Origin of the sequence: Bacillus sp. KICET-3, assembly GCF_033261025.1 — a bacterium.
Classification (GTDB): Bacteria; Bacillota; Bacilli; order Bacillales; family Bacillaceae; genus Bacillus; species Bacillus sonorensis.
Window position 1 is genome coordinate 228,516 of record NZ_CP137345.1, and the last position, 12,885, is coordinate 241,400.

At 35.4% G+C, this 12,885-nt stretch carries 9 protein-coding genes; 8 read left to right on the forward strand and 1 reads right to left on the reverse strand.

The genetic code is table 11. The features are described 5' to 3' along the window. Window positions 1–194 precede the first annotated feature (194 nt). From R5H20_RS01305 to R5H20_RS01340, 8 genes are all read left to right on the forward strand, one after another. Window positions 195–1,985: an ABC transporter ATP-binding protein gene (locus R5H20_RS01305; RefSeq protein WP_006639979.1), complete on the forward strand. Its 1,791-nt coding sequence runs from the start codon at window positions 195–197 to the stop codon at window positions 1,983–1,985. A 66-nt stretch (window positions 1,986–2,051) separates the two neighbouring features. Beyond that, on the forward strand, window positions 2,052–3,365 hold the full coding sequence (locus R5H20_RS01310) for a lanthionine synthetase C family protein (protein WP_006639980.1): 1,314 nt from the start codon (window positions 2,052–2,054) through the stop codon (window positions 3,363–3,365). Window positions 3,366–3,387: 22 nt separating this feature from the next. Continuing rightward, a complete protein-coding gene (locus tag R5H20_RS01315) occupies window positions 3,388–6,465 on the forward strand; it encodes a lantibiotic dehydratase (protein ID WP_006639981.1) in 3,078 nt (1,025 codons plus the stop codon). 125 nt (window positions 6,466–6,590) lie between these two features. Further along, window positions 6,591–7,295 carry a lantibiotic protection ABC transporter ATP-binding protein gene (locus R5H20_RS01320; protein ID WP_006639982.1) on the forward strand — a complete coding sequence of 235 codons (705 nt, stop codon included), beginning with the start codon at window positions 6,591–6,593 and terminating at the stop codon, window positions 7,293–7,295. Window positions 7,296–7,306: 11 nt separating this feature from the next. Then, window positions 7,307–8,065: a lantibiotic immunity ABC transporter MutE/EpiE family permease subunit gene (locus R5H20_RS01325; RefSeq protein ID WP_006639983.1), complete on the forward strand. Its 759-nt coding sequence runs from the start codon at window positions 7,307–7,309 to the stop codon at window positions 8,063–8,065. Beyond that, on the forward strand, window positions 8,065–8,832 hold the full coding sequence (locus R5H20_RS01330; RefSeq protein ID WP_006639984.1) for a lantibiotic immunity ABC transporter MutG family permease subunit: 768 nt from the start codon (window positions 8,065–8,067) through the stop codon (window positions 8,830–8,832). The genes R5H20_RS01325 and R5H20_RS01330 overlap by 1 nt, the downstream gene beginning before the upstream one ends. Before the next feature lie 13 nt (window positions 8,833–8,845). Further along, the gene (locus R5H20_RS01335) at window positions 8,846–9,514 is read left to right on the forward strand and encodes a response regulator transcription factor (RefSeq protein WP_006639985.1); all 669 of its coding nucleotides are present in this window, start codon (window positions 8,846–8,848) and stop codon (window positions 9,512–9,514) included. Next, window positions 9,505–10,860 (forward strand): sensor histidine kinase, encoded by a 1,356-nt coding sequence (locus R5H20_RS01340; RefSeq protein ID WP_006639986.1) that lies wholly within the window; start codon window positions 9,505–9,507, stop codon window positions 10,858–10,860. The genes R5H20_RS01335 and R5H20_RS01340 overlap by 10 nt, the downstream gene beginning before the upstream one ends. A gap of 117 nt (window positions 10,861–10,977) precedes the next feature. Here the strand turns inward: R5H20_RS01340 and R5H20_RS01345 are convergent, their stop codons facing one another. Then, a complete protein-coding gene (locus R5H20_RS01345) occupies window positions 10,978–12,717 on the reverse strand; it encodes an ABC transporter ATP-binding protein (RefSeq protein ID WP_006639987.1) in 1,740 nt (579 codons plus the stop codon). Window positions 12,718–12,885: the final 168 nt, after the last annotated feature.

The following is a 12,885-nucleotide window of genomic DNA, read 5'->3' on the forward strand; positions in this document are numbered from 1 at the left end:
CTAATTAAAAGCTGAATTGTTCGTCTTAGGGCTTTAGCGCTTAACTGCTAGCCTAAGAAATAATAGGTTAAGTGCTAGAGTCCTTTTAATCTATACATAATTTTGGGATGAAAGGAACTGCATACAGAAAAATGATGAGTCTTAAAATTTGTATAATAAATTGCTAACAAAAAAAATAAAACGGAATGATAATAATGCAAAGTATTAAGAAGAATCTAACGCTTTTGTGCAAGACGATTAAGATGATTTTTAATATAACTGGTAGAAATTTTTATTTTGTAGTAATCCTTACAATTGGAACCTCTTTGACTTCAGTCGTATCTGTCTTATTGTTTCAACAGCTATTGAATGCAATTGAGTTAAAAAAGAGCTTACTTGAAGAAATATGTATTATGTTATTTATCTATTTGGGATTTAATTTGTTTTCTGAGTGGTTGAATAATATATCGTCTTATTTTAATGGTAAGTTACGGCTTCTACTTGAATATAAAATAAACTTTCTGCTTATCGAAAAAAGTAGCTTGCTCTCAATGAGGGATTTTGAGAATTCAGATATATATAATAAACTTACACGCCTGGAAAATGAAGTTGGATATAGGCCCTTTCAAACTTTTCAGGCCTTGTTGGGAATTATTTCAGCATGTGTAACTATCATATCTTCATCGATTATTTTGCTATTATGGAAACCATACCTAATAATAATCCTCTTTTTACTCCCGTTTTTATCTTTGTTTTATTACTTAAAAATTGCACAAGAGAACTTTAAGATTCACTTTGAAAGAAGTAATTCAGAAAGAGAAGCCTGGTACATCAGCTATTTGATGACGCACGATTTTTCTTTTAAAGAAATAAGAATGTATGGTTTGAGAAACTATTTTTTAAACCGGTTTTGGAGGCTTAAACAACGCTTTAGAGACCAAGATAATGGTATTAATAAAAAGAAAATGATATATGGATTTATTTTTAATACGATTCAAGATATTTGCATGGGTGTTGTTGTTTTCATTGCTGTAATTAGTGCATTTACAGGAAAATTATTAATAGGTAATGTAGCAACTTATATTAAATCGATTAGTATGGTTCAATCTAATAGTCAATCATTAATAAATAGCATTTATCAGCTGTATGAGAGTAACTTATACATGGAACTACTAGATGAGTTTTTAAATCTTGAAATAGAAACAGTAGATTCTAATAAAATTAAAATAAATTCTATTGATGAGATTGAATTTAGAAATGTTTCATTCAGTTATGATGGAAGTAAAAATTCCTTAGAGAATGTATCTTTTCGTATCAAAAAGGGAGATTTACTTGCGATTATCGGTGTCAATGGATCAGGAAAAAGTACCATACTCAAATTAATCTGCGGATTATACACTAATTATAGTGGTGAAATTTTAATTAATGGTATAGAGCTTAAAAGAATTGACCATGAATCTTATAGAAAATGTATATCTGTCCTCTTTCAAGATTATTTAAAGTATGAATTTACACTTGGAGACAATGTTTCTGTGGGGGATACTTCAAATATGAATGATCCGGAAAAAATAAATAAAACATTGGAAATGGCAAATGTCACTTTTTTAAAGGATGGGAATAAATCATATCAATTAAACTCTCAACTGGGCAATTGGTTTGATGATGGAACACAATTATCAGGAGGTCAATGGCAGAAGGTAGCAATTGCAAGATCCTACTATAGGGAAGCATCTTTATTTTTGTTAGATGAACCAAGTTCAGCCCTAGATGCAATTTCCGAGAAACATATATTCGAAAGTTTCTTTAAATTGGCTACTAATGAAATTAGCATCTTTATCACTCATAAGGTAGAAATTGCAAAACATGCAGGGAAAATTTTGGTGATTAATAATGGTGCAGTCGACGGGATTGGAAATCATTCGGACCTCATCAGGAACTGTGATGTGTATCGCAGTTTATATGAAAAAGATCAAATTGATAGCAACTCTTCTATGGTTAGTAATTAATGAGTGTAAGCTTCAGTTTTAAGAAGGCTGTTTTTTAAAGGCTTTATTTAGGGAGGTTAGATCAATATGTTGGATAGCATAAAAACCAAAACTAGTATTCGGGATATTGCTTCACGAATTGCCGACATATCGTACGTAGAAACGGAGTCGAAAAGAAATGAAGTAAATTATCGTAATGCAGGAGAGATTACACAAACACTTTCTCCAATGACTCTTAGTCATGGTTATCCTTCTTTATGCATATTGTTTAGTAATTTGGGAGTTACTGATAATGAGAATTGCTGGATAGAGTATTCCAATAGGTATGTCCAGCAGATTGTTAATTTAATAAATGAGAGAGGAATATTTGGAGCTTCATTATTTTCAGGGACTGCGGGAATTGCATTTTCGATAAGAATAGCTAGTATGCGGGGGCTTTACTATTCTAAATTACAAAAGTCTTTAGATCGTTTTTTGTACGACCAATTAGATGAAATACTAACCAATTTAAACTTTAAGACGAACTATGAGATGTTTGACTATGATGTCATGGAAGGATTAGCAGGAATCGCAAATTATCTTTTCATCATAGAAAATGATCCGACAAGTGAAAAGTATTTAAAAAAAATCTTGACCTATTTTGTTTCTTTATCTGGTTATAAGGAATTTTCAGGTGAAAAAATACCCAATTGGCACATAATAAATGAGTTTTTATTTTCAGATAGTGAAAAAGAAACCTATAAGAACGGAATATTGAATGTAGGTTTGTCACATGGAATTCCTGGCCCTTTAATTATTTTAAGTAAGGCTTATAAAAGAGGGATTCTTGTAAAAGGGCATTTCGAAGCTATAAAAAGAATAGCCTATGATTTAGTAAAACTCAAAAATCAGTATGACAATAATTGGGGGGGGATGATAGACGTAAAACAATATTTTAACCAAGAATGTCCACTTCGTCTACCGACACGTTCAGCTTGGTGCTATGGAACACCTGGAACAGCTTTTTCGTTATTGACTGCCGCTGAAGCATTAAATGATAGGGAACTTTCCGAGATTGCAAAACAAGCCATGAAGGATCTAATCGGAAATGAACAGAAAATCTTTTCGCCTTCCTTTTGTCATGGTTATGCTGGTATATCGTATCTTTATAAAAGATTTTATGAAAAAACGGGTGTGCAGGAGTTTGATAATGAATCAAAGCGCTTAAAATCAAAGACCCAAGAATTTTTTGATTTTATAAATCCCTTCGGTTATTGCGATATTGAAATTAAGGATAACTATAAATTGAAACTTAATTCAATAGGGCTTTTACAAGGTGTGGTGGGAATATTGCTATCCCTTCTATCTTTTGAAGAGAACAGTCCTTCGATATGGAATGTTGCCTTTTTATTAGATGACTAATTTGGAGAAAGGAAAGACTATTATGACAAGTTATTTTAAACCTATAAGTAAATATATGCTTAGAGTACCGTTACATCCAAACTCATTAATGGAAAGATTTTATGACATCGAAAAAAGTATAGAGGCGATAAAGAACGATACATTTTTATGCGAACAGCTTTTGGTAGCAAGCGAAAATATTTATAAAACGTTAGTAAATAAAGATTTCTCTACATTATCTAAGAAAAAGAAGAGAAACCTGATTGCTTCCCTGGGAAACTATATTAATAGAGCTGCGACTAGAACCACTCCTTTTGGTTTATTTACAGGAGTTGGAATACTCGATCTAAAGAAGACTGAGGCGTCCAAGCCTTCAAAAATCAATATTAAAAAGAAAAGTCGTATTGATGCAGAATGGTTATTTAAACTTATCAAAAAGATAGAAGTAGAGCATTTTTATGACTTAAAGTTTAAAATGAACACAGCATCTTATCGTAAAGGTAATCGCCTACATATTCCTTATAACTTGGATGGAAAGACAGTAGAAATCAATGTTAATTACAGTAAGCCCTTAATGCTTATTGAGAAGCTATGTATAAAAGAACATGTAAGTTTCAAAAAAATGGTTCGGGCATTACAAGAAAGATATCCGAAAAGGGATGTTGACGATCTTGTAGCCTATGTAAAAACCTTGATTGAAAAAGAATTTATTATTTCTGAAATAAGACCTCCCCTTTGTAATACGAATCTTCTAACTTACACAATTAATGAATTGTCAAAAATACCCTTTTTATACGAGAAATATGGTAAACCACTCAATGAAGTGGATGTGCTGATTGGAAAGTATAATGATGCTCCTATCGGCCAGGGAACTAAAAATTATTTAACAATCCAAGAAAAATTAAGGCGAATCCATTCTTTTACAAATGAAAAATATTTACAAGTAGATACAAAATTAGATGTTGATGGAATTTATATAAATGAGAGAGATATCAAGAATATCAATAAATGTATTACATTATTAATGAAATTTGCTTCTGAAATTGACGACTCTAAAAGCTATAAAAATATTTTTGAAGAATATCGCTTAAAGTTTATTGAGAAGTTTGGAACTTACGTTGAAGTACCAATAGCGGATGTTTTAGATGAAGTTAATGGAATTGGTGCTTTAAAATCTTATAGTAGGCCTAAAAATAGATTTACTCAAGATACTCCGGTAACAACTGAAGAACATAACCTTTTGAAAAGATATTTTATGAATAAGTATTTAGCTGCTGTTGAAAATAAGCATCCTATTATCATAACAGATGAAGAAATTAACAAGTTAAATATGAAGGTAGACGAGAAAAGGTTACCGAGTTCTCTCGAATTAAATTTTATCATAAGAAAAAATAATAACGGAGAAAATCTTCTTTTTTTGGGACCCAATATAGGTTCATCTGCTGCAGGGAAAACATTTGGAAGATTTAGTTATTTGAGCGATGGATTTTCTGAAGTGTTGGACGAAGTAGGCAGAGAGTTAAAAGAAAGTGAAATCGATCAAGTGGAGCTGTGTTTTGTTCCATCAAACATTAGAATGGCGAATGTTACCCGTATCAATACACCAAGAGAGTATAACCTTTCAATGTTTACTAATTCATATAATCCGAACAATGAATTAACATTAGCTGATATTCTTGTTGGATGTGACAATGAAAAGTTTTATTTGAAAAATAAACGGAATGGAAGATTGCTGAATATATCAGGAATGAATATGCTAAATCTGAGCTCTTCAAGCAATATCATTCGATTATTGAGCGATATCTCCTTAAATCAGGATTTAGAATGGAGTAATACTCCATGGGGTGCATATTATAAAGAATTTATTCATATACCAGAAATTCGATATGAAAATATTATTCTCTCAAATGAGAAATGGAGTTTACAAAATCTGCGAGGGCAGTTTGAAAGAGCCCCAAAAATTGAAGAATTTATGGCGGAATTCCAAAAGTTCAGAAGAGTTTATTCAGTCCCGGATAATGTTTATTTTCAATTTGCTGATAATCGAATTTTATTGGATTTATCAAGAAAAACTAACCTCAACTTGTTGTATAAGAATTTATTCAAGTTTCCAAGTACTTTTTTAGAGAAAGCAGAGGCTGGAAACCCCGCTATTACCTTAGGTGAGGAATATTTCTCAGCAGAGGCGGTAATTCCTTTTGTTCTAAAAGAGGAATACAGAGACAATAAGAGTAAGAAAGAATTCTTTAATGGAAGTATATATCAGCAGGTTAGCTATCCTCCTTTTAAAGAATGGCTGTTTTTAAAACTCTATGGCCCTGAAGACCGCCAAGATGAATTAATAGAATACATGAAATACTTCATTTCAACACAACTGGATAGGAGTGTTTATGATAAGTTTTTTTATATGCGATACAATGACCCAAAACCTCATATAAGATTGAGGTTTCGTTCAATAGAACCAAACAATCTTCAGATTATTTACGACAAGCTGAGTGAGTACATAATTGAATTACAAAAAATGAGCATCATTTATGAAGTAACCATCAATACTTATTTCCCTGAAATCAACAGGTATGGTGGGTCGGTGCTGATAAAGGATGCTGAAAATTTATTCTACCATGATAGCTTAGTTGTGATGGAAATTCTTAAAGTCATGAAACAAAATAGTCTGAGCCAAGAACAAGTTGGAGTGATCTCCTTACTTCACTACTTGATTGACTTTGGATTATCTTTTGAAAATCAATTAAATTACTTGCAGCTAAACTTAAAAAACAGTGACATTCATAAAAAGGAATTCAAAAAAGAAAAGTTTGATTTCATCAATGAACTAGATTCTTATAACAATTGGGAAAAGGCTAAAAAAAGAGAAGACCTAAAACAAATTATTGATATCCTAGAATATAGAAGCAAAAGTATTAACGTCTATAGAGAACATATTAACAGAAGCAATAAACATACGAGTGATTTCATTAACATTATAGGGAGCATCATTCACTTGCATTTTAATAGGTTGTTTGAGATTGACCGCGATTTCGAAAATAAACTATATGTTTACGCATACCAAACATTATATGGCCAGAGAGTTCGAAGAAAGATGCTTCATTTACAGGAACTTTAAAAAACATCTTAAACAGATGGTTGAACAGATTAACTGATCAATCATCTGTTTTTTTCGATATTGATGGAGTCTTGATTTTTTATTGCTAAACTCCATTTATAAAGACGAAAAGGAGTTATTTGAAGATGAATAATGAGTATATCTTGCAAACGAGGCACTTAACCAAAAAATACAAAAAATCGACCATTTTAAACGGTGTATCAATTAATGTAAGAAAGAACACTGTTTACGGCCTTTTGGGTCCCAACGGGGCAGGTAAGTCAACGACGCTAAAAATAATATCCGGTTTGCTCAAACAAACATCAGGAGAGGTAATTTTCAATGGAAATCAGTGGACAAGGAAAGATTTGATTTATATCGGATCTTTAATTGAAAATGCTCCGCTTTATGGGAATTTAACTGCTATAGAAAATCTTGAGGTGATAAATACGATTCTCGGCCTGCCAAAAGAGCGAATTCAGGAGGTTCTTCAAGTTGTTGGGTTAACAAATACGGGAAGTAAAAAAGTGATGAATTTTTCTATGGGAATGAAACAACGACTTGGCATTGCCCTTGCCATTTTGAATCGTCCCAAGCTATTAATTTTAGATGAGCCTACTAATGGATTGGATCCTATTGGGATTCAAGAATTAAGAGAATTGATCGCTTCATTTCCGAAGCAGGGAATGACCGTTCTTTTATCCAGCCACTTGTTATCGGAAGTTGAACATTTAGCTGATGATATCGGCATTATCAGCAATGGAATACTCGGTTATGAAGGTAAATATCATTCATATGATAACTTAGAAAATCTATTTACAGATGTTGTACGAAAGCATAGAGCCCAATAGGAGGTTACCGAATGTATTTATATTTAAAATCAGAAATGATAAAAACAAAAAGAACAATGATTAGAAAAATGTTGTTGGTGATACCCCTAATATGCTCCATTCTTGCACTAGGTTTTAATTTTCTAGGCGGCCCGGAGATAGTAAGGCTGAGTGCAGAAACGATCATTAATCATTGGGGAATATTATGGCTATCCGTGTTCGTAGCCCTTTCCACTGGGCTTTTAAATAATCTTGAAAAAAAATCGACGAATTTTAAAACGATTATAGGCTTACCAATAGATCTTCAAAAAAAGGAAATAAGCAGAGTTTTATTTACAACTGGATTAATGGGGCTAGGGTCTCTTCTGTTAATAATTTTTATAATCCTAACGAGTTTGCTGGTTAAGACGAGTCCATATTTGGTTTCACTTTCTTCTTGTATTTTAGCGGTTATCTTAATGTTTATAGCTTCACTATGGCAGATCCCGTTTTGCTTGTGGCTTTCTAGAAAAACGAATCTTTTTATCACCTTACTGTTGAATAGCATGCTTAATTTAAATTTAGGTTCAGTTTTTGCTCCTACGGGAGATTGGTGGTTTGTTCCATACAGCTGGCATTTAAGAGTGCAAATGCCTTTAACGAAGCTACACTCTAATGGAATCCCTTTGCCGCAAAATGATGAACTTCTGAGCTATTCAGTTATTCCGACTGCTCTTGTTTTAAGCCTTACATTTTTTTTCATACTGACATTGATTACTGTTAGGTCTTTTAATAAACTTGAGGTGAAATAATGCTGCAATTTTATAGATGTTTTCTTGGCGAATGTAAAAAAAGAAAGCGAAGTATATTTTCATTATTACACATAAGCATTCCGCTCGTTTTATCTGGTGTTTTGGTGATGTACTTCTTATTTAGGAATGTACCCGTAGGTGCGGAAGCGAGCTATATCATTTTTTTCGAATTAATTGGAGTAGGTACACCGGTCATCATTTCGATTATTTGTGGGCTGGTGGCCGATTCTGAAAACGAGGCAGGCCATTTTCAAAATATACTTGGATTAATTCAGAGCAGAACCGTTTCATTCACAAGTCAAACAACAATGATGATATTCTCTTATTTTGCTGCGATATTTTTAACGATATCAATCTATACCCTAGCTCTGAAGCACCTGATCGGAGTAGGTGAAGTTAACTTTACTCTCTACTATTTAACAGGTATAATTTTTGCAGGAACTTCCATCTTTCAATATTTCTTCTATCAATTCGTTGGTTATAATTATGGGATAGGAATGTGCAGTATATGTGGGTTTGGAGGAGTGATTATCGCAGCTCTGTGCTTGACCACAATAGGAGATAAAATCTGGTGGCTCCTGCCTTGGGCTTGGGCAAACCGATTCGGTGAATATGTAATGGATTATTTGAAAATGACAGGTGTAAAACCGGTTGGAAATTCTACACTTGTAATGGGAGGTTATTCTTTTTTAATTATGACAACAGGAATAATTCTTCTAAGTATCGTTTGGATAAATAGGTGGTCCGGAAAAAAAACAAACGATTAAAGGGTGGTTCAATTTGGCCAAAATCTTGGCGGTTGATGATGACGCTGCAATTCTAAGACTGGTCAGGAAAATGTTGAGTATAAAAAAACATGAGGTTACAACTTTGCAAAGTATTAAAGATATCACGATAGAGGAATTAAATAAATATAATCTCATTTTATTAGATGTCATGATGCCAGATGAAGATGGATTTAAAATTTGTGAGAAGATTAGATCTTTAATTGATATACCGATCATTTTTATGACTGCCAAAAGTGATGAATCTTCAATAATTAAAGGTTTATCAATTGGAGGAGATGATTATATTGTAAAGCCGTTCAGTATCCATGAAGTGAATGCGCGTATCGAGGCTCATTTAAGGCGGGAAGCAAGGCCGAAAAAGGGCACCAAAAGTGTATTTATCGATGGTGACATCCTGATTGATTTAGAAGCAAAAAAAGTAATGATCAAAGGGGAGGAAGTAAGCTTTACTAAGACTCAATACAAAATTTGTGAACTGCTCGCATTACACAAGGGGAAAATCTTTTCTAAAGAAGATATTTATGAATCTGTCTATTCAATTGAAAGCGATTCTCAAATTTCAACCGTGGTTGAACATATCAGAGTGATAAGGAAAAAAATTGCCCAGTTCAATTTAGCCCCTATCAGTACGGTTTGGGGTGTAGGGTATATATGGGAATAAAGAATACGTTATCGGTTTATTTTGTTAAATGGATTACAAAATTAGGTTTTGCAGGTTTGTTTATTTTGACCCTGAATATTGGATTCGTGACTTGGGGAATCAATCATCATTTTTTCCTTCCGGCAAATGAACCGATAAAAAAAGCGGAAAAAATACAGAGTAAAGTTGAAAGTGCCAATTATATTGATCCCAGCATCATTCCTCCAGAACTGGATTATACTATTTTTAATAAGCAAACAAACAAAATTGTAAAGAGTAATATGAGTTCCAGAAATAAACAAAGATCAATAGAAGCTTATCTGCATCCTAGTAAGGATAGAATGAGCTCTTTTATAAGATATGACAGTCGATATGAAAGCATTTTGATTCATTATAGCTTGAAAATCCAGTTTGCAAATATTGAATTAAGAAAGGTATTTCCGAATCCTGGCGTATGGATATCAGTTTTTTCAATCTTAATTTATTGTGTTTATTTAGTTTGGAATATAAGAAGTTTTTCTCGAATTATTGTCCAAGAAAACCAAAAGCTTATCCAAGTAGCCCGTAAAATAAAAGAAAGAGACTTAAATATCGAATTTCCGCGAGTTCGATTTAATGAGTACAAAGATGTAATGGGCGCAATGGAGAGTTTATCGGAAGCACTTGTTAAATCCATTCAGAAGGAAATTGAGATTACCAATTCAAAGTCAGAACAGATCAGTTATTTGATACATGATATAAAGATTCCGTTGACCGTTATAAAAGGGAATATAGAGCTTTTGGAAGCTATGGCAGATGAGGATGAGAAGGAAAGTTTCCGCGACGTTATGAATGCTATACAGCAGATTGAAGGATACATTCAGGAAGTTATCGATATCAACCTGGACAACAAACAAGACAATACGAATATGGAAGAAGTATCTGTAACCGATTTCTTGTGCAAGCTGGAAGCCGAAGTTAAAAGCTTGGGTAATAATATCATTGTCGAAGATTGGACACATAAAGAGGCTAGCCTTTATATAGACGTAATCCTGCTTAGTCGAGCAATAAATAATATTGTATTAAACGGAATAGAAAGAACGCCGCCGCATGAAAAAGTGCAAATGATCGTCAAGCAGGATAAAGACCGTATTCAATTTGTTATCATCGATCAAGGACCCGGTTTTTCGGAGGAAGCTCTACAAAAAGGCACTGAACTTTTTTACACCGAAAACTTTGGACGGACGAATAACAGCCATTATGGATTAGGATTAACGTTTACCGAAAAGGTAATCAAGCAGCATAATGGAAGAATGAAGCTTAGAAATAATGCCAACAACTCTGGGGAGGTGCTGGTAGAATTACCGATTCTATTGAGAAAGGGATAATACAAAAGATAAGTTCATTTTAATGACTAAAAGAGAATACTTGACCGCTTTTGTGTGAAATTTTAATTTTTAAAGTGTCCCGAATCCTCATTCGGGACACCTTTTATATTTCTGAGACTATGTCAACTGCCGCTCCGCAAACTCCCGATACAGCGCGTGCGAAGCAACCAGCTCATGATGCCGTCCCATTCCGGTAATCTTGCCTTTTTCGATAAACATAATTTGATCGGCATTTACGATCGTTGAGAGCCGGTGGGCGATGACGAAGGTTGTCCGTCCTTTCATGAGGCGTGAGAGGGCCTGCTGGACAATGCTTTCCGACTGGCTGTCGAGGCTGGCTGTCGCTTCGTCCATCATTAAAATTTTCGGGTCGCGCAGAAAGGCGCGGGCGATGGCGATCCGCTGTCTCTGTCCGCCGGACAGCTTGACACCGCGTTCGCCGACTTCCGTATCAAGCTGCTCAGGAAATTGTTTAATAAATGCGTCCGCATAAGCCATTTCCGCGACTTTCCACAGTTTTTGATCGTCAATGCTGTCAGCGTGGTCCAAGCCGTAGCACAAGTTCTCACGGATGGTGCCGGACATCATCGGGCTGTCTTGAGATACGTAGCCGATCTGGCTGCGCCACGACTTCATCGACAGCTTGTTGATCGGTGTTTCCCCGATATTAATGACCCCTGAGTCCGGTTCGTAAAATTGTTCCAAGAGGCCGAACATCGTCGTTTTTCCGCCGCCGCTCGGACCGACAAATGCAATCATCTGCCCGGGATCGACGTCGAAAGATACCTCCCGCAAGACAGGCTCGTCATCGCCGTAAGAGAAAGATACATTCTCGACACGTATCGGCAGATTGGAGATATCCATCTCAAGCCCTTCCTGGCCCTCTTCCTCTTCAGTATGCAAAATCTCGATGATTCGCTCTGTTGCCCCTTTTGCTTTTTGCAGCTGAGTGAAAAACATTGTGAACGATGTGATCGGGAAGATGATTTGAAACAGATAAAGCAAAAAGGCGATCAGCGAGCCTGCCGACATCGTCCCCTCAGAGACGCGGATGCCGCCGTAGCCGATGATGGCGACGATCACAATCATAATGACAAGGTGCATAAACGGGGAGACGAGTGCAAATATACGGGCTTCCTTGAGGCCGTATTGAAAGAGCTTCGAAATGCCTGATAACCCTTTCATTTTTTCTGTATGCTCCGCGTTGGATGCTTTCATTAATCTGATTTCGCTTAACGTTTGCTGGACATTCCCGGTAAACGAAGCGGTTTCATCCTGTAGTGTTTTAGAGATTGTGTGCATTTTCATGCCGAGCGGGATCATGATGACGGTCGTAATCGGAACAGAGATGAGCATGAGGAGTGTCATTTTCCAATCCATAATCAGCAAAATGACAACGGCTCCAATAATCGTGATCATGCCCGAAACAAACTGCGGAAAATGCTCGGAAATCAAGCTTTTGACGATGCCGGTATCATTGACGACACGGCTGACGGTTTCGCCGCTCGTCTTTTCATCAAAATACCGGACGGGCAGGCGCAGCAATTTAAACCACATCCGCTCCCTCAATGAAGCGACCACTTTTTGTCCGGCATAGGAAAGAAAATAGGTGGAAAATCCATCGCAGACCGCTTGAATGATAAAAACGAGCGCAAGGATGCCCGCCAAAGCCATGCTGATCGAACTGGCGGAAAAGCCGTCGACCAATTCCCGTGTAAGCAGCGGAATTGATAGTCCGACCAATGTGGTGACAAGGCTTGCGATTAAGCCGATGGTTAGAGCGAGTCTAGGAATGCCTGTCGAGAGAATCAATGAGAAGAACGGTTTTAAGCTGGCGGGTTTGTTCTCTGTTTTCATATTGCTAAACTCCTTTATTTAGTTTTTATGAGCTAAACATCGTGTGATAATGGAATGCCCCCTTCTTCCAAAATAAGCGTACACCATAACGCATAATATTACGCTATATATCTCATAAAGTTCCAAGGAAAAAAGTTTTTAATAAAAAAATAAGCTTCTAAAGTCAGC